Raw genomic sequence first — 15,763 nt, 5'->3', positions numbered from 1 at the left:
GACTTCAATGAATCTCACCAAGGCCAAGGCCTATTGCCGCAAACTGCCCGGCGCCACCGAAGACATCAAATGGGAATCCAACCTGGTGTTCTCGATCGGCGGGAAAATGTTCGCCGTCAGCGGCGCGGACGGCAGTCAGCGCGGCATCAGCTTCAAGGTCGACGACGACCGCTTCCTGGAGCTGACCGACCGCCCCGGCATCATTCCCGCACCCTACCTGGCGCGGGCGAAATGGGTCTACATCGAAGACCCCAAAGCCATCAGCGACGCGGAACTGGCGGAGCTGCTGCAACGCTCCTACGAACTGGTGTTCGCCAAACTGACCAAGAAGCTGCAACGAGAAATTCAAGGACTCTGAACATGGCCGATACTTTCGACAATCTGGAAACGCGCCCGCCGGAACAGCGCGAACGCGAACTGATGGCGCGACTGTCGCAACTGGTGTCGCGCGCCAAGGCGGCGGCCGGATGGTCGCGCATCCTCAAGGACGTCAACGCCGCCGACATCAACAGCCGCGCCGCGCTGGCCACGCTGCCGGTCACGCGCAAGTCGGACCTGCACGCGCTGCAGCAGCAGCAAACACCGTTCGGCGGCCTGAATACCACGCCGATGGGCCAGCTGTCGCGCGTGTTCATGTCGCCCGGCCCCATCTTCGATCCCGAGGGACGCGGCGCCGACTGGTGGCGTTTCGCGCGTCCCATGTATGCGGCCGGCGTGCGGCCCGGCGGCTTGATGCAGAACTGCTTCTCCTATCACTTCACGCCGGCGGCCTTCATGGTCGAAGGCGGCGCCGCGCGCATCGGCTGCGCGGTGATCCCGGCCGGCAGCGGCCAGACCGAGATGCAGGTACAGGCCATCCAAGCGCTGCGCCCGGACACCTACGTCGGCACGCCCTCGTTCTTGAAGATCATCATCGAGAAAGCGCAGGAGATGGGCGCGGACATCAGCAGCATCAAGCGCGCATTGGTCAGTGCCGAAGCGTTGCCCGAATCGCTGCGCACCTGGCTGGCCGAGCATGGCGTGCCGAATGTGCTGCAGGTGTACGCCTCCGCCGACATCGGCAGCATCGCCTACGAAACGCGCAGCGGCGACGTGCGCGATCCCGGCATGCTGGTGGACGAGGAAGTGATACTGGAAATCGTCCGTCCCGGCAGCGGCGAGCCCGTACCTGCGGGCGAAGTGGGCGAAGTAGTGCTCACCGTCTTCAATCCCGACTACCCGCTGATACGCTTCGCCACCGGCGACCTGTCGGCCATACTCACCGATACACCGCCCTCGCCCTGCGGCCGCACCAACATCCGCATCAAGGGCTGGCTCGGACGCGCCGACCAGACCACCAAGATACGCGGCATGTTCGTCCATCCATCGCAGGTGCACGAGATCGTGGGCCGCCATCCGCAAATCTTGAAGGCACGCCTGGTGGTCTCCGGCCAGATAGCGCAGGAGACCATGACGTTGCATTGCGAAGTGGCCGATCCGGCCAGCGCCAGCGCGGAGGACGGCGCGGACATCGTGGAATCCATCCGCAAACTCACCAAGCTACGCGGCGAGGTGCTGTTTGTCCCGGTAGGCAGCCTGCCCAACGACGGCAAAGTCATCGACGATGTGCGCGACTACCAATAATTGAGGGATAATGTCGTCCTTCACTTTTTTTAGATAAGAAGATCATGCAAGACTTCCACCACAACCGCGCCCGTGCGCTGCTGGAAAACGCCGAAGAACTGTACACCAAGCAGGACGTCGACCGCGCCGTCACCGCCATGGCCGATACGCTCAACGCCCGCTACGATCAACCGGACAGCGAGGAATTCCCGCTGGTGCTGGGCGTGATGGGCGGCGCCGTGGTCTTCACCGGCAACCTGCTGCCGCAACTGAGCTTCCCGCTCGAATTCGACTACATCCACGTCAGCCGCTACGGCGACGAGGACAAGGGCGGCGAAGTGGTGTGGAAAGTGGTGCCGCGTTCGAACGTCAGCGGCCGCACCGTGATCGTGCTGGACGACATCCTCGACGAAGGCGAAACGCTGGCCCACGTCAAGCAACGCCTGCTGGACATGGGCGCCAAGGAAGTAATCCTGGCCGTGTTTGCGGACAAGGCGATCGGCAAGGTCAAGCCGGTGCAGGCCGACATCGTCGGCATCACCATCCCCAACCGCTTCGTGGTTGGCTTCGGCATGGACGCTTACGGCTACTGGCGCAACCTGCCGGGCCTGTGGGCTATTCGCACCGAGAGCTGAGCACCACCTTGCCGTAAGGGCTGGACCCGAGGTGGTCCAGCGCCGCATCCACCTGGTCGAGCGGGTACAACGCATCGACGACGGGATGCAGGTCGTGCTCCAGCATGAAACGGTTCATGCGCTCGAACATGGCGCGTGAGCCGGTTTCCACGCCGCGCACATTGAGGTTCTTGTTCATCACCGTGTAGATATCGAGCGGGTTGGTCTGCTCCTGCACCACGCCGATGATGGCCACCGTGCCTTCATAGGCCGCTGCGCGCGCCGAACGGCGCAGCGAATCGCTCAACCCCATGTCCAGTACCAGTCGCGCGCCTGCGCCGTCGGTCAGCGCCAGCACCTGCTGGTCCCATTCCGGCGTGGTTGCCGTGTTGATGGTGGCCCAGGCGCCGGTGCGCCGCAGCTTGTCCTCCGAGCGCGACACCACGATCACGCGCGCGCCCAGCGCCTGCGCGAACTGCATCGCAAAGACCGCCACGCCGCCGGTGGTTTGCACTACCACCGTATCGCCTTTCCGCACCACGCCCAGTTCCGCCACCGCATGCCACGCCGTCAGTGCGGCCACCGGCAGCGTAGCGGCTTCGATGTCGCTCAAGTGCGGTGGCGCGGCCACCAGGTCGTTTTCGTGCGCGTCGACATACTCGGCCAGCACCGCCGGTGAGCGCGCCATGCTGCGCGCGGTCAGCGGTCCGTCGATCCAGTCCGGTAAAACCGTCGAGCACACGCGGTCTCCGACCTTGAAGCGCGTGACGGCATCACCCACTGCCGTCACCACACCGGCGGCGTCGGTCATCGGCACGCGGTCGACCTCCGCCGCACGATGGCGGTTGCCACGGATGACATACACGTCGCGGAAATTCAGTCCGATGGCGCGCACGGCCACCCGCACACCATCGGCCGGCAGCGGCGCGGCGCTGGTCAGCGCGCGCCGCAAACCGCCCTGGCCGTCGGTACGATATTCGATGTAGTTCATGGCTTCCTCCTGAAAAACCTAGTATCGATCTACGCTAAAAATTCCACAATCCGCTTAAAATGCAAAGGCTTGTTGATCTGATCGCAACGGAGGAATGGCATGGACATGCTGAAGGAAATGGCGATTTTCGCCCAGGTGGTGGACAGTGGTGGCTTTTCAGCGGCGGCGCGGCATTTGGGCGTGACCACGTCGGCAGTGAGCCGTCATGTCGGGCGGCTGGAGGCGCACCTCGGCGGGCGGCTGCTGTTGCGCACCACGCGTTCCCTGTCGCTGACGGAGTTGGGCGAGCAAGTCAACGCCGCCTGCGCACGCATGCTGAGCACCGCGCGCGAGGTGCACGCCATGGCCGGCAGCTACAGCGCGCGTCCCAACGGCGTGATCCGCGTCAGCGCGCCGGTGGTGTTCGGCCAGACCTGGCTGGCGCCGCGCCTGCCGGGTTTTCTCGATGCCTACCCGGAAGTGGATGTGCGGCTGACGCTGATCGACCGCACGGTCGACCTGGCAGAGGATGGCGTCGACCTGGCGATCCGCATCGCCCGCGAGCTGTCGCCGGGACTGGCGGCGCGGCCCTTGTGCGCCATGCGGTATGTTCTGGTGGCTGCGCCTTCCTACCTGGCGCAGCACGGCGCACCCGCAACGCCTGCTGAACTGGCGGCGCACCGTTGCTGCTATCTGGGCTATGGCCGCTTCGGCCCTGAGTGGACTATGCGGCGCGGCGACGAAGAAGCGACGGTCAATGTCGCCTCGCGCCTGACCATCAACAACAGCGCGGCGATCGTGGCGCTGGCCGAAACCGGCGGCGCCATCGGCCTGGTGCCCGATTTTGCCGCAACCGCAGCGCTGGCGGCCGGTCGCCTGCAGCCGGTGCTGGCCGACTGGGAGTTCGGCGAGCCCTACACCGGCAGCATCCACGCGGTCTACACACCGGGCCGCCACCTCGCACTCAAGGTGCGCGCCCTGATCGACTACCTGGTGCAGGCAGCGTAACGGAGATTACAGCGCCAGGCGGGCGCGGGCGGCGTCGTATTCGCGCTTGAGGCGTTCGACCATCTCGCCGGCCGACGGCACGTCGTCCATCAGGCCCACGCCCTGGCCGGCGCCCCAGATGTCGCGCCAGGCCTTGGCGCTGGCGGAACCGAAGTTCATCGCGGTTTTGTCGGCGCTCGGCAGCGCGTCCGGATCGAGGCCGGCGGCGACGATGGATTTTTTCAGGTAGTTGCCGTGCACGCCGGTGAACAGGTTGGAGTAGATGATATCGGCGGCCGTCGATTCGACGATGGCTTCGCGGTAGCCGTCGCTGACGTTCGATTCCTTGGTCGCCAGCCAGCGCGAGCCGATGTAGGCGAAGTCCGCGCCCATGGCCTGCGCCGCCAGGATGGCGTCGCCGGTGGCGATGGAGCCGGACAAGGCGATGGGGCCCTTGAAGAACTTGCGCACCTCGCCCACCAGCGCGAATGGCGACAGCGTGCCGGCATGGCCGCCGGCGCCGCTGGCCACCAGGATCAGGCCGTCGACACCCGCTTCCAGCGCTTTTTCAGCGTGACGGATCGACACCACGTCGTGCAGCACGATGCCGCCGTAGCTGTGGATCGCGTCCAGCATTTCTTTCGGGGGCGCGCGCAGCGAGGAAATGATGATCGGGATCTGGTGCTTCACGCACACTTCCACGTCGTGGGCCAGGCGGTCGTTCGACTGGTGCACGATCTGGTTGACCGCGATCGGGCCGACCTTCTTGTCCGGGTTGGCGGCCTGGAATTCGGCCAGTTCCTTTTGCAGGTCGGTCAGCCACACATCCAGCAGCTCTGCCGGACGCGCATTCAGCGCCGGGAAGGAACCGACGATGCCGGCCTTGCATTGCGCCGCCACCAGCGCGGGGCCGCTGGCAATGAACATCGGGGAAGCGATGACTGGAAGGGAGAGGTTTTGCAACACTGCAGGCAGGGTCATGGCGGGCTCGCGGACGTGAGTTGATCGATGCAAACGATTATAGATCGAAAATAGTACGATCGTGCCTAAACTAGGGCGCTTCCTCTATATTTACTCGTTGAGTAAGTACTCACCCTCGACGCGGGCAGCCGAACTGCGCACCAACTGGGTGACGGCCCAGCGGCCCAGCTCTTCCGGCGATTGCTTGAGATAGTTGCTGTTGGCCGCAGCGAACACCGGCATCGAGGTCAGCAGCACCGGCACATCGGTCAGCGCGATCCGCTGGCGCTCCAGCAGCAGGAACTTGAGCAGTACTTTCAGGGCGTTCTGCGCGTTGCGCACCGGGTCGGCGGCCAGGTATTCCAGCCGCGAACGGGCGCGCGCCAGGGCACCGGCGACATCGGTGAACGGTGCGCCGTGGCCGGGGATGACCACGTTCACGTCCAGCCCGGCGATCAGGTCCAGCGTGGCGCGCTCCTCGGCGAAGCCGGACTTGCCGTCCAGCTCGGGGAAGATGACGCCGAAGCCGTTTTCCCACAGGGCGTCGGCGGACACCAGCACTTTTTCCTGCGGGCAGTAGAAGATCAGCGAATGCGGATCGTGGCCGGGCGCGGCCAGCGCCTGCCATTCCATGTCGGCCAATTGCAACACATCGCCGGGGGCGATGGTGGCGTCGAAGGTGAAGCGGTCGCAGCGCTGGCCGGTGGCCTTGAAACTCAGCGCCTCCACGTCCCAATGCCGCACCTTTTCCGCTTCCGCCACGGGTATCGAGGTCTTGCCGCCGTAATGCGCCTGCAGGATGGCGTTGCCGCCGCAGTGGTCGGAATGCAGGTGGGTATTGATGATCTGGTCGAGATGGCGGCCGTGCAGCGCGTGGCGCACCAGCTCCAGCGTCTGCTGCGCGTGGCTGACGTAGCCGGTGTCGATGATGGCCGTATCGTGCCGGCCCAGCAGCATGACGTTGTTGGACGACAGCCAACCGCGTTCAAACACCTGGATCGATTCGGGCAGCGCGTTCATTCTTCCTCGTCGAAATGCACCGTCAGGCGGCGCTGGGGCAGTTCGGCCCAGACGCCGCGTTTGAAGTCGTCATCGGCCTTGCTCCAGGCAATGATTTCCGGAATGGTCCGCAGGCAACCCATGCAATAGCGGCGTTCTGTATCCATTTTGCACAGACTGACGCACGGCGAGGGCACGGGGGATGGAATTATGTTGGTTGCTTCACTCATGGCGACATTATGCCGCGAAGCCGCTTGACTTGGGGACAGTACCGCGTAGACTACCATCCATATAGATGGCGAATAGATGCCAATCGGATGGAGACATATGGCCAAGCAAGAAATAAAGCTGAAGATCGCTGAATCAGAAAAAATCACCATCAATCTGGGCCCGATCGATCTGGGACAGATAGACCTGCTGGTGCAGGAAGGGTTTTACTCGAACCGCACCGATCTGATACGCACAGCGATCCGCAACCAGCTGAACCAGCACGCCGAGGTGGTCAAGCAGACCGTGGCGCGCAAAAGCCTGGTCCTGGGCATGCAGCACTACTCGCGCGCCGACCTGGAAGCGATCCAGGCGGCGGGTCAAAGGCTGCAGATACAGGTACTGGGGTTGGCCAGCATTGCCAGCGACGTGTCCGTCGAACTGGCGCTGGCGACTATTGAATCCATTTTTGTCCTCGGCTCGCTGCATGCCAGCGCTGTCCTCAAGACTGCCCTGGCAACACGCATCCACTAAGGAGTGCCATGAAGCTCAATTTTTTAACGCAAATGCGCGAAGCTGCCCAGCAATTAATCAGCAAAGGCATCCCTCTGCAACGCGGTGCGCCCAAGGCGCCCACCATGAGGGATATTAACCCGCCGCCGCCGAGCGCGGCGCCATCCACGCCTGAGCCGAAGCCGGCGCCGGAGCAAACGCGAGCGCAAGCAGCACCGCCAACGGCCACGCCGAATCCTGCCACCCATCCGACCGAGTATGCGCAGGATATTCTCAACCGCATGGGCATCAGCGTCGATTTGCAGGCCAACCTGGACCGCGCCATCGATTTCGGCACGCTGCTGCACCCGGCGCCGGCCCAGCCGCTGCCCGATGGCGCGCAGTTTGTCGGCGGCAGCTACGTCAACCATGCGGGCAGCCGTAGTTACAAACTGTACATCCCGGCCAGCTACCACGGCCAGGCCATGCCGCTGCTGGTGATGCTGCACGGCTGCACCCAGAATCCCGACGACTTCGCCGCCGGCACGCAGATGAACCAGTTGGCCGAGGAGATGGGCTGCTTCGTGGTCTACCCGGAGCAGACCGCCAACGCCAACCACTCCAAGTGCTGGAACTGGTTCAACGCCATCGACCAGCAGCGCGGACAGGGCGAGCCGTCCATCATTGCCGGCATTGCGCAGCAGATCATCGACGAGTATCCGGTCAACGAGCGCCAGGTGTATGTCGCGGGGCTGTCGGCGGGCGGGGCGATGGCGGTGATCGTCGGCACGCTGTATCCGGAACTGTTTGCGGCGGTGGGCGTGCATTCGGGGCTGCCGTTCGCCTCGGCGCAGGATCTGCCGTCGGCGTTGATGGCCATGAAGCGCGGCGTGGACGGTGCGGCCAAGGCCGGCAACGGCTCGCAGCCGATCATCGTATTCCATGGCGACAGCGACACCACGGTGAACCCGGTGAATGGCGAACAGGTGATGGCACAGCGGCTGCACAACCATCGCGGTGCGCGGCCATCGGTGCAATCGGGGGCGGTGCCGAACGGCTACAGCTATACGCAAACCACGCACACACGGCAGGATGGCACGCCGCTGGGCGAGCACTGGGTGGTGCACGGCGCCGGCCACGCCTGGTCGGGCGGCAGCGCCTCGGGCAGCTATACCGACGCCAAAGGACCGGACGCCAGCCGCGAAATGCTGCGCTTTTTCCGCACGGTGAGCTGATCAGGCGATTGCCATCCGCACGAGCCAGCCGCGCCACTTTGCTTGTCAAGCGAGGTCGGGTTGAGGATGGTCCTTGATGTGCTGCCTCAGGCAGTCCGGGCACCAGCAGCTGGCGCCGGCGGCGGCGGGGACAGCGACGGCGGGCGGCAGGTAGGTGCACCAGCAGGGCTGCGCGGGGGCCGACGGATCGACGTCCGCCATGCCGCACGAGAACGCCGCGCCGCAGCGGGAACAGGTACTCATGGCTTCATCCCATTATTTCGATGACAATCATGACCAACGAGCCTAACCGAGCTTCCGGGAAATTACAACCGGAAGGCCCTATAATGCGTACTTGATGCGCTCGCAGGCTGTAAAATTGCGCCCAAAATCTTTCTACCGGACTCGCCATGACCCAACTGACCAACTTGAACTTAGGCATGAATGACGATTTGACCGCGGTCTCTCCGCAGATCAAGGCGCAGATTTTGGCTGAGGCTCTCCCCTACATCCGCAATTACCACGGCAAAACCATCGTCATCAAATACGGCGGCAACGCCATGACCGACGAACGCCTGAAACACGGCTTCGCACGCGATGTCATTTTGCTCAAGCTGGTGGGCATGAATCCGGTGGTCGTGCACGGCGGCGGTCCGCAGATCGACAACGCCCTGAAGAAAATCGGCAAGCAAGGCACTTTCGTGCAGGGCATGCGCATCACCGACGAAGAAACCATGGAAGTGGTGGAGTGGGTGCTGGGCGGCGAAGTCCAGCAGGACATCGTGATGCTGATTAACCACTACGGCGGCCAGGCAGTCGGCCTGACCGGCAAGGATGGCGGCCTGATCCGCGCCCGCAAGATGGCCATGCCGGACAAGGAAAACCCGGGCCAGACGCTGGACATCGGCTTCGTCGGCGAAATCGAAGCGATCAACCCGGCCGTGGTCAAGGCGCTGCAGGACGACGCCTTCATTCCGATCATCTCGCCGATCGGCTTCGGCCAGGACGGCCAGGCCTACAACATCAACGCCGACGTCGTCGCCGGCAAGATCGCGGAAATCCTGAAAGCCGAAAAGTTGATCATGATGACCAACATCGCCGGCGTGCAGGACAAGCAAGGCAACCTGGTGACCGACCTGTCGGCCCGTGAAATCGACGAGATGTTCGCCGATGGCACGATCTCGGGCGGCATGCTGCCTAAAATTTCATCAGCCCTGGATGCCGCCAAGTCCGGCGTGAACACCGTGCACATCATCGACGGCCGCATCGAGCACTCTTTGTTGCTCGAGGTCTTGACCGAACAAGCATTTGGCACTATGATCCGGTCTCACTGAAAAAAAGGCGGTCTCGCCGGACTTCGGTGAACCGCCACATTTGTATGCCCTTTTAGCTCAGTGGTAGAGCACTCCCTTGGTAAGGGAGAGGCCACGTGTTCAATCCACGTAAAGGGCACCATCTCTCCTGTTGTGCCCTCCCCCACAAAAAAATCTAGTAGATCCGCTCCACGGTCAGCCCGCGTTTGCGCAGCAGTTCCGGCACGCTGGTTTTGCCGACCAGATGCAGCACGCCGATCGCCGCCACACTGTTGTTTTCACGCGCCATCAAGTTGACCACACTATCGGCCAATGCCGGATTGCGTCCTTCCAGCAGCACCTGCTGCACAAAGCGGCCTGAAAACGTATCGTCCTGCTCGGCCTTGCGCGCCAGCGCGTCCAGCGCCTGCACGTCGGCGTGGCGCCAGGCGTCGGCGATCTCGCGCGCCTGGCCGGCCTGCTCCTTGTCCTCGATGCCGGCGATGGCCTCCTGCAGGAACTGCAGTTGTTCAGCCGCCGTCATCCTGTCGAACAGCGCCATCTGGCTGTCGGCCGATTCCAGCTCGACGATTTTCTGGCCGGCGGCGTGCGCCTGCTTCGACAGGTGCGCATCCACCGCCAGCGAGGCCTCATAGCCTTGCGTGGCGAATTCGCTCACGGTCAGCAGGCTGGCGAGCAGCCAGGGCTTCATGCTCGCCACCGCGTCCGCGTCGATGTTGTACTGCCGGAGCAAACGATCCAGGCGCTGGCGCAGGACCGGCGGCATGGCCGCCGCAGCCTTGTTGCTCAAGCCGTGGCGCTGCACCGCGCGCGCCAGCTTTTGCGGATCGCCCAGCGGATCGATCTCCAGCGCCAGCACCGGCGCCTGTTTCAGCAGGCCGGCCAGACGCGGTTCGAGCGGATAAAAATCCTTGGCGCCGACATGGATGGTGCCGAACAGGTAGATAGTCTGCCCGCTCTGCTGCTGCTGCACCTTGAACAAAGCGCCACGATTTTGCGCCGGCGCCTGTTCAGCGGCGCCAAGGCTTCCCACCACAAAAAAGAACAAACTACAGAACATCAATATAATCTGCCGCTGCATGATTTCCTTTATTGGTAGGTATGACGTGAATATTACTCGCTCCTCGCCCGTGTGGCTGTTTGATCTGGATAACACGCTGCACAACGCCTCGCACGCCATCTTCCCCGCGATCATGGCCGGCATGAACAGCTACCTGGCCCGCCTGCTCGGAGACGGTGTCACGCCCGCCGGCGAAGAGCTGGTCAACGCCACGCGCACCATGTACTGGCAACGCTACGGCGCCACCACGCTGGGCGTGGTCAAGCACCACGGCGTGACGGCCGCCCACTTCCTCGAAGAGACCCACCGTTTCGACGACCTGCCGTCCATGATCCGCGCCGAGCGTGGACTGCGCCAGCTGCTGCGCCGCCTGCCCGGCCGCAAGATCCTGCTCACCAACGCGCCGCACCGCTATTCGACGCAAGTGCTGCGCCACCTCGGGCTGCAGCGCCAGTTCCAGCACCACGTGTCGGTCGAAGCGATGACCGTGCACCGCCACATGCGGCCCAAGCCCTCCAAGCTGATGCTGCACAAGCTGCTGCGCCGCCACCAGCTCCCGGCCGGCCGCTGCATCCTGGTCGAAGACACGCTGGCCAACCTGCGCAGCGCACGCGAAATCGGCATGCGCACGGCCTGGGTCACGCAATACCTGACGGTCGGCGACACGGCCGGCCTGGCCCATCCGCAAAAGCGCTTAATTCGCCCCGCTTACGTCGATGTCAAAGTAAAATCTGTCAGGAACCTGGCGGCGCGTGTGCACCACCTGCGTTGACAAGAACCTATTCATTTAACCTGCGAGACCATATGGCAAGCACACCGCCGGGCCAGCGCCGTTTGCAAATCCTGCAGGCGCTGGCGGAGATGCTGGAACAGCCCAAGGGCGACAAGATCACCACCGCCGCCCTGGCGCGCAAGCTGGAGTTTTCCGAGGCCGCGCTGTACCGGCATTTCGCCAGCAAGGCGCAGATGTTCGAGGGCCTGATCGAATTCATCGAGTCCACCGTCTTCGGCCTGATCAACCAGATCGCCGAACGCCAGGACGACGGTTTGGCGCAGGCGCGCGATATCGTCGCCATGCTGCTCAACTTCGCCAGCCAGAATCCCGGCATGACGCGGGTGCTGATCGGCGATGCGCTGGTCAATGAAGACGAACGCCTGCAACTGCGCATGAACCAGTTCTACGATCGCGTGGAGCTGGCGCTGAAACAAGCCTTGCGCGTGGCGGTCGGCGAAGGCCGCGCGCACGAGGCCGACGTGGCGGCGCGCGCCGGCATGTTGGCCAGCTTCGTCATCGGCCGCTGGCATCGTTACGCCAAGAGCGGCTTCAAAAACAATCCGGCGCAGGACGCGGCGGTGCAAATCACTCTGCTGTTATCGTAAAAATGACCACCGAAGTATTCGCCCTGCTGGACGACGCCAGCCCGGAAGCCACCCAGACCGGCAGCCGTTCCCGCCTCTACACCGGCCACACCGCCACGCTGCGCTGCGACGACATCGCCGCCTGGCCGCATGTGCTGGCGCAGATGCAGGCGGCGCTGGCGCGCGGCGAATACGCGGTCAGCGTGTGCAGCTATGAACTGGGCGAGGAGTTGCTGACGCTGGGCCCGGCCCAAACTCCCACGACACGCAGCGTTCCGCTGGCGCAGATCCTGCTGTTCAACTGCTGCACGCTGCTGACGGCCGCCGAAGTGGCCGACTGGCTAGCGGCGCGCTCGTTCCCGATCGACCGTCCGGCCGGCATCGCCAACATCCGCGCCAATATCGACCAGGAGGCGTTCAGCGCGGCGCTGGCGCGCATCCACGACTACATCGCGGCCGGCGACACCTACCAGGTCAATTACACCTACCGGCTGCGCTTCGACGCCTTCGGCGGCATCCACGCCTTGTACGCGCGCCTGCGCGGCCGTCAGCCGGTGCCTTACGGCGCCCTGATCGGCCTGGACGACGGCGGCGCCGTGCTGTCGCTGTCGCCCGAGCTGTTCGTGCGCCACGCCGGCGGCGTGCTGACCGCGCGGCCGATGAAAGGCACTGCACCTGCAGCGCCGTCCACGCAGCAAGCCGAAAACATCCTGCGCGCCACCAACCTGGCGGCCGATCCGAAGAACCGCGCCGAGAACTTGATGATCGTCGACCTGCTGCGCAACGACATCGCGCGCGTGGCCGTCACCGGCAGCGTGGAAGTACCGGCGCTGTTCGAGGTGCACCGCTACGCCAGCGTGCTGCAGATGACCTCCACTATCACCGCGCAGCTGCGCGAGGACGCCACGCTGGCTGACATCTTCGACGCGCTCTATCCCTGCGGTTCCATCACCGGCGCACCCAAGCGCCGGACCATGGAAATCATCCGCGAGCTGGAACCGGATGCGCGCGGCGTCTACACCGGCGCCATCGGCTGGTTCGATCCGCGCCAGGATGGCCAGGTCGGCGACTTCTGCATGTCGGTGCCGATCCGCACGCTGACCTTGCAACCGCAAGGCGCGGACGGCGTGCGCGACGGCGAAATGGGCGTGGGCGCCGGCATCGTCTTCGACAGCGACGCGCTCGACGAATACGCCGAGTGCAAGCTCAAGGCACGCTTCCTCACCGGCCTGCAAAACGACTTCGATATTTTCGAGACCATGTACGCCACGCCCGGCGACGGCATACGCCACCGCGAGCGTCATCTGCAGCGCCTGGCGGCATCGGCCGGCTACTTCGGCTTCCCGTGGGACGAGCAGGCGGCCAAGGCCTATATGGACGCCGCCAGCGGCATGCTGGAGCCGGAACACGCGGCCTACCGCGTGCGGCTGGCGCTCAATCCTGCCGGCGCGTTCTCGGTGCAACACGCGCCGCTAACGCCGTTGAACGAACCGGTGCGCGTGCTGCTGGCCGACGACGCCACCAGCAGCGACGACCTGTTCCTGCGCCACAAAACCAGCATCCGCGCGCGCTACGACGCCGCCTGGCGCGACGCCGAAGCGCAAGGCGCGTTCGACACCCTGTTCTTCAACGAGCGCGGGGAATTGACGGAAGGTGGACGCAGCAGCGTGTTCGTGAAAGTGGACGGCCGCTGGCTCACGCCGCCGCTGGGCAGCGGCGTGCTGCCGGGCGTGATGCGCGGCGTCCTGCTGGACGATCCGGACTGGAACGCCGGCGTCGCCGTCATCACGCGCGCCATGCTGGACGCTGCGGAAGACCTGGTCATCTGCAACGCCCTGCGCGGCGCCGTGCGCGCCGTGCTTACAGGTCGATAACCATCTCGAAGCCGCCGTAGATCATGCGCTTGCCGTCGAAGGGCATGTTGGCGGGGTCCATGTAGCCGGCGATGCGCGGGTCTTTCATGACCTTGTCGTTGATCTCGTCCCGTTTCGCGCGCGACTCGTAGACGATCCACGAGAACACCACCACCTCGCCATCCTCCAGGTTCACGCTCTGCGGGAATGAAGTCACCTTGCCGGGCGGGACATCGTCGCCCACCGTCTCGCGGAATTCCAGCGCGCCGAATTCCTTCCAGACCGCGCCGCATTCCCGCGACATTTTCTTGTACGCCTCAAGATTTTCCTTGGGCACCGGAATCACAAAGCCGTCTACATATGCCATGGTCGCCTCCCGAATTGTGAGAGGCTTAGGTTAGCACGAAGCCTAGAAATAGGTCGAGACGTTGAACCATGCGCGCTTGCGGGCGGAGCTGCCATCGGCATCGTTGCCTTTGAGGTTGCGGCCGGGGTTGTCGCCCAGCTTGGCGGCGACCTGCAACTGCACCACGGTACGCTCCGCCACACGCCAGCTCCAGCCCACGCCCATGCCTTTCAGGCTGTAGCTGTTGCCCGGACCGCCAGCCGCCAGCGCGCCCTGGTACACGTCGTGGTTCAGCGTGATGTGGCCGTAATCGAAGAACAGCGACACGTCCGACTTCAGCTCGCGCAGCTCGTAGTGGCCTTCCAGCGTCAGCACATAGCCTTCATCGCCGCTGGCTTCGCCGGCCGGGTAGGCGCGCACGCGGCCTGGGCCGCCGAGCGACATCTTCTCGCCCGATTCCAGATTGGCCGTGGCCAGCTGGCCGCTCAGGCTCACCATCCCGGTCACGCCGCCGCCCAGGCGCTGGTAGCGGTTCAGCTGATAATTGGTGTGGGCAAACTGGCCCTGTGTACCGGCGGCATCGGCCAGCAGCGACGCCGCATTGGCCGACAGGTCCACCTTGCCGCGCGTGACATCCAGCGCCGCGCTGGTAAAGCCGCCGCCCAGCCATTGGTCCTGGCGGGTGTAGCTGATCCCCAGCGGCACCGTCTCCACGCGCTTGTCGCTGGTGCGGATGCCGTTGGCGTTGTTGGTGTAATGCTTGTTGTCGTACCCGGCGCGCAGCTGGATGTTGATGTCGCCCGTGCGCAGCAGCGGATGCGTCACCAGCAGCTGCGCCACCTTGGCGCCGCCGAAGCCGTTCAGCGCTTCAAACTCCGCGCCCAGATGGTAGCGCAGCGCCGAGTAGGCGGCGCCGACACGGGTGCCGTAGCTCCCGAGCGGCATCACATAGCCGGCACGCGCGTACTTGAAATCGGAACCGGTGGTGGACCCCAGCAGCGAGGCCTGGCCGCCGAAGCCGCCGATATCGTTGAAATTCAGCCCGCCTTGCGCGCGTACGCGGCCGGTATAGCGGTTGGACGAGTTGTCCACACCCAGCGTACCGTTGACCAGCGGGCCTTCGCTCAAGCCGATATCGACTTCGGTCTCGCCCTGCTTTGCCCCCGGCGCCAGTTCGGCGCGTGCCGACAGGCCGGGGAAATCGTCGGTCAGCAGCAGCGCGCGTTCCAGCGCCGAATCGCGCAGCGGCTGGCCTACCGGCGTCAGCGCGTCGAAATAGCGGCGCGCCTGGCCGGGATTGAGGCGCACGCTGGCGTCGGGCAGCAGATTGATCTTGCCCACGCGGCCTTCCAGCACCGTGATGCGTACTTCGCCCTGTCCCAGTTCCTGCGGCTGCAGCGTGGCGTAGGCGACCAGGTAGCCCTGCTGGCGGTAATACGCCGTGATGGCATTGGTGGCGTCGCTCAGTTCATCGAAGCTCAGTTCACGGCCGGTGTAGGACTTCAGCAGCTCCTGCAAGGTCGCCTCCGGCACCACGGTGGCGCCATCGAACACAAAGCGGCGCACCAGCACGCGCTGCGCGCCGGTCAGTTGCACTCCCTTGGCCGCTTTGGTGTCCGGCAGTACCGGACCACTCGCCTTGGGCGCCTGTATCAGCGCCGGTGCGCGGTTGGTTTCCAGCAGACGGCCAGCGTCCGGCGTCGCTTGCGCATACACCAGCGCGGGGGGCAGCAGGATGGCCAGCGCGATCGCGCCTGCGGTTTTCGTGTGATGCACAAGAGTCCTTT

Annotated in this window: 18 protein-coding genes and 1 tRNA gene; 11 read left to right on the top strand and 8 right to left on the bottom strand. The window is 64.5% G+C overall.

What is annotated here, in order from left to right; all coding sequences use genetic code 11:
• Positions 1-7 precede the first annotated feature (7 nt).
• The 3 genes from ACXZ1M_RS13935 to ACXZ1M_RS13925 are packed head-to-tail and all read left to right on the top strand — an operon-like array spanning position 8 to position 2,237.
• A complete protein-coding gene (locus ACXZ1M_RS13935; protein ID WP_459053725.1) occupies positions 8-358 on the top strand; it encodes an MmcQ/YjbR family DNA-binding protein in 351 nt (116 codons plus the stop codon).
• A 2-nt stretch (positions 359-360) separates the two neighbouring features.
• On the top strand, positions 361-1,623 hold the full coding sequence (locus ACXZ1M_RS13930) for a phenylacetate--CoA ligase family protein (RefSeq protein ID WP_459053724.1): 1,263 nt from the start codon (positions 361-363) through the stop codon (positions 1,621-1,623).
• A 44-nt stretch (positions 1,624-1,667) separates the two neighbouring features.
• Entirely contained in the window at positions 1,668-2,237 is a 570-nt protein-coding gene (locus tag ACXZ1M_RS13925) for a hypoxanthine-guanine phosphoribosyltransferase (RefSeq protein WP_459053723.1), read from the top strand.
• On the opposite strand, the gene ACXZ1M_RS13920 is transcribed toward ACXZ1M_RS13925, so the two are convergent.
• Positions 2,218-3,207, bottom strand: coding sequence for a zinc-dependent alcohol dehydrogenase family protein (locus tag ACXZ1M_RS13920; protein ID WP_459053722.1), 990 nt, complete (start codon positions 3,205-3,207; stop codon positions 2,218-2,220). The genes ACXZ1M_RS13925 and ACXZ1M_RS13920 overlap by 20 nt on opposite strands.
• Positions 3,208-3,306: 99 nt before the next feature.
• On the opposite strand from ACXZ1M_RS13920, the gene ACXZ1M_RS13915 reads away from it, so the two are divergent.
• Positions 3,307-4,194 carry a LysR family transcriptional regulator gene (locus tag ACXZ1M_RS13915; protein ID WP_459053721.1) on the top strand — a complete coding sequence of 296 codons (888 nt, stop codon included), beginning with the start codon at positions 3,307-3,309 and terminating at the stop codon, positions 4,192-4,194.
• A gap of 6 nt (positions 4,195-4,200) precedes the next feature.
• Here ACXZ1M_RS13915 and ACXZ1M_RS13910 read toward each other — a convergent pair whose 3' ends face one another.
• The 3 genes from ACXZ1M_RS13910 to ACXZ1M_RS13900 all read right to left on the bottom strand — a co-directional run bounded on the left by ACXZ1M_RS13910 (position 4,201) and on the right by ACXZ1M_RS13900 (position 6,299).
• Positions 4,201-5,154: an NAD(P)H-dependent flavin oxidoreductase gene (locus ACXZ1M_RS13910; protein WP_459053720.1), complete on the bottom strand. Its 954-nt coding sequence runs from the start codon at positions 5,152-5,154 to the stop codon at positions 4,201-4,203.
• A gap of 90 nt (positions 5,155-5,244) precedes the next feature.
• On the bottom strand, positions 5,245-6,153 hold the full coding sequence (locus tag ACXZ1M_RS13905) for an MBL fold metallo-hydrolase (RefSeq protein ID WP_459053719.1): 909 nt from the start codon (positions 6,151-6,153) through the stop codon (positions 5,245-5,247).
• The gene (locus tag ACXZ1M_RS13900) at positions 6,150-6,299 is read right to left on the bottom strand and encodes a DUF1289 domain-containing protein (protein ID WP_459053718.1); all 150 of its coding nucleotides are present in this window, start codon (positions 6,297-6,299) and stop codon (positions 6,150-6,152) included. The genes ACXZ1M_RS13905 and ACXZ1M_RS13900 overlap by 4 nt, the downstream gene beginning before the upstream one ends.
• Before the next feature lie 160 nt (positions 6,300-6,459).
• Between ACXZ1M_RS13900 and ACXZ1M_RS13895 the strand changes: the two genes are divergently transcribed.
• Together ACXZ1M_RS13895 and ACXZ1M_RS13890 are read left to right on the top strand one after the other, a co-directional pair.
• Positions 6,460-6,873, top strand: coding sequence for a CopG family transcriptional regulator (locus ACXZ1M_RS13895; RefSeq protein ID WP_373989830.1), 414 nt, complete (start codon positions 6,460-6,462; stop codon positions 6,871-6,873).
• A gap of 32 nt (positions 6,874-6,905) precedes the next feature.
• The gene (locus tag ACXZ1M_RS13890; RefSeq protein WP_459054014.1) at positions 6,906-8,066 is read left to right on the top strand and encodes an extracellular catalytic domain type 1 short-chain-length polyhydroxyalkanoate depolymerase; all 1,161 of its coding nucleotides are present in this window, start codon (positions 6,906-6,908) and stop codon (positions 8,064-8,066) included.
• 45 nt (positions 8,067-8,111) lie between these two features.
• Here ACXZ1M_RS13890 and ACXZ1M_RS13885 read toward each other — a convergent pair whose 3' ends face one another.
• Complete coding sequence (locus ACXZ1M_RS13885; protein WP_459053717.1) at positions 8,112-8,309, bottom strand: cysteine-rich CWC family protein; 198 nt, start codon at positions 8,307-8,309, stop codon at positions 8,112-8,114.
• 176 nt (positions 8,310-8,485) lie between these two features.
• Between ACXZ1M_RS13885 and argB the strand changes: the two genes are divergently transcribed.
• Positions 8,486-9,379, top strand: coding sequence for an acetylglutamate kinase (gene argB, locus ACXZ1M_RS13880; protein WP_139260436.1), 894 nt, complete (start codon positions 8,486-8,488; stop codon positions 9,377-9,379).
• A gap of 46 nt (positions 9,380-9,425) precedes the next feature.
• Positions 9,426-9,500: transfer RNA gene (locus ACXZ1M_RS13875), tRNA-Thr, on the top strand.
• 33 nt (positions 9,501-9,533) lie between these two features.
• Here the strand turns inward: ACXZ1M_RS13875 and ACXZ1M_RS13870 are convergent.
• A complete protein-coding gene (locus ACXZ1M_RS13870; protein WP_459053716.1) occupies positions 9,534-10,439 on the bottom strand; it encodes a TraB/GumN family protein in 906 nt (301 codons plus the stop codon).
• Between the two features lie 25 nt (positions 10,440-10,464).
• Here ACXZ1M_RS13870 and ACXZ1M_RS13865 point away from each other — a divergent pair, with 25 nt between their 5' ends.
• The 3 genes from ACXZ1M_RS13865 to pabB are packed head-to-tail and all read left to right on the top strand — an operon-like array spanning position 10,465 to position 13,651.
• Entirely contained in the window at positions 10,465-11,190 is a 726-nt protein-coding gene (locus ACXZ1M_RS13865; protein ID WP_459053715.1) for an HAD-IA family hydrolase, read from the top strand.
• Between the two features lie 32 nt (positions 11,191-11,222).
• Positions 11,223-11,798, top strand: a complete 576-nt coding sequence (gene slmA / locus ACXZ1M_RS13860; RefSeq protein ID WP_459053714.1) for a nucleoid occlusion factor SlmA — start codon at positions 11,223-11,225, stop codon at positions 11,796-11,798.
• Between the two features lie 2 nt (positions 11,799-11,800).
• Positions 11,801-13,651 carry an aminodeoxychorismate synthase component I gene (pabB, locus tag ACXZ1M_RS13855; protein ID WP_459053713.1) on the top strand — a complete coding sequence of 617 codons (1,851 nt, stop codon included), beginning with the start codon at positions 11,801-11,803 and terminating at the stop codon, positions 13,649-13,651.
• Here pabB and ACXZ1M_RS13850 read toward each other — a convergent pair.
• On the bottom strand, positions 13,638-13,997 hold the full coding sequence (locus tag ACXZ1M_RS13850) for a DUF1428 domain-containing protein (RefSeq protein ID WP_459053712.1): 360 nt from the start codon (positions 13,995-13,997) through the stop codon (positions 13,638-13,640). The genes pabB and ACXZ1M_RS13850 overlap by 14 nt on opposite strands.
• Positions 13,998-14,039: 42 nt before the next feature.
• Entirely contained in the window at positions 14,040-15,752 is a 1,713-nt protein-coding gene (locus ACXZ1M_RS13845; protein WP_459053711.1) for a ShlB/FhaC/HecB family hemolysin secretion/activation protein, read from the bottom strand.
• Between the last annotated feature and the right edge of the window lie 11 nt (positions 15,753-15,763).

This window comes from Duganella paludis, from assembly GCF_054461335.1.
This window is presented reverse-complemented; position numbering and strand designations above follow the sequence as displayed.

Coding starts and splice junctions, on each gene's coding strand:
- ACXZ1M_RS13935 (WP_459053725.1), top strand. CDS start 8: ATGAATCTCACCAAGGCCAAGGCCTATTGCCGCAAACTGCCCGGCGCC.
- ACXZ1M_RS13930 (WP_459053724.1), top strand. CDS start 361: ATGGCCGATACTTTCGACAATCTGGAAACGCGCCCGCCGGAACAGCGC.
- ACXZ1M_RS13925 (WP_459053723.1), top strand. CDS start 1,668: ATGCAAGACTTCCACCACAACCGCGCCCGTGCGCTGCTGGAAAACGCC.
- ACXZ1M_RS13920 (WP_459053722.1), bottom strand. CDS start 3,207: ATGAACTACATCGAATATCGTACCGACGGCCAGGGCGGTTTGCGGCGC.
- ACXZ1M_RS13915 (WP_459053721.1), top strand. CDS start 3,307: ATGGACATGCTGAAGGAAATGGCGATTTTCGCCCAGGTGGTGGACAGT.
- ACXZ1M_RS13910 (WP_459053720.1), bottom strand. CDS start 5,154: ATGACCCTGCCTGCAGTGTTGCAAAACCTCTCCCTTCCAGTCATCGCT.
- ACXZ1M_RS13905 (WP_459053719.1), bottom strand. CDS start 6,153: ATGAACGCGCTGCCCGAATCGATCCAGGTGTTTGAACGCGGTTGGCTG.
- ACXZ1M_RS13900 (WP_459053718.1), bottom strand. CDS start 6,299: ATGGATACAGAACGCCGCTATTGCATGGGTTGCCTGCGGACCATTCCG.
- ACXZ1M_RS13895 (WP_373989830.1), top strand. CDS start 6,460: ATGGCCAAGCAAGAAATAAAGCTGAAGATCGCTGAATCAGAAAAAATC.
- ACXZ1M_RS13890 (WP_459054014.1), top strand. CDS start 6,906: ATGCGCGAAGCTGCCCAGCAATTAATCAGCAAAGGCATCCCTCTGCAA.
- ACXZ1M_RS13885 (WP_459053717.1), bottom strand. CDS start 8,309: ATGAGTACCTGTTCCCGCTGCGGCGCGGCGTTCTCGTGCGGCATGGCG.
- argB (WP_139260436.1), top strand. CDS start 8,486: ATGAATGACGATTTGACCGCGGTCTCTCCGCAGATCAAGGCGCAGATT.
- ACXZ1M_RS13870 (WP_459053716.1), bottom strand. CDS start 10,439: ATGCAGCGGCAGATTATATTGATGTTCTGTAGTTTGTTCTTTTTTGTG.
- slmA (WP_459053714.1), top strand. CDS start 11,223: ATGGCAAGCACACCGCCGGGCCAGCGCCGTTTGCAAATCCTGCAGGCG.
- pabB (WP_459053713.1), top strand. CDS start 11,801: ATGACCACCGAAGTATTCGCCCTGCTGGACGACGCCAGCCCGGAAGCC.
- ACXZ1M_RS13850 (WP_459053712.1), bottom strand. CDS start 13,997: ATGGCATATGTAGACGGCTTTGTGATTCCGGTGCCCAAGGAAAATCTT.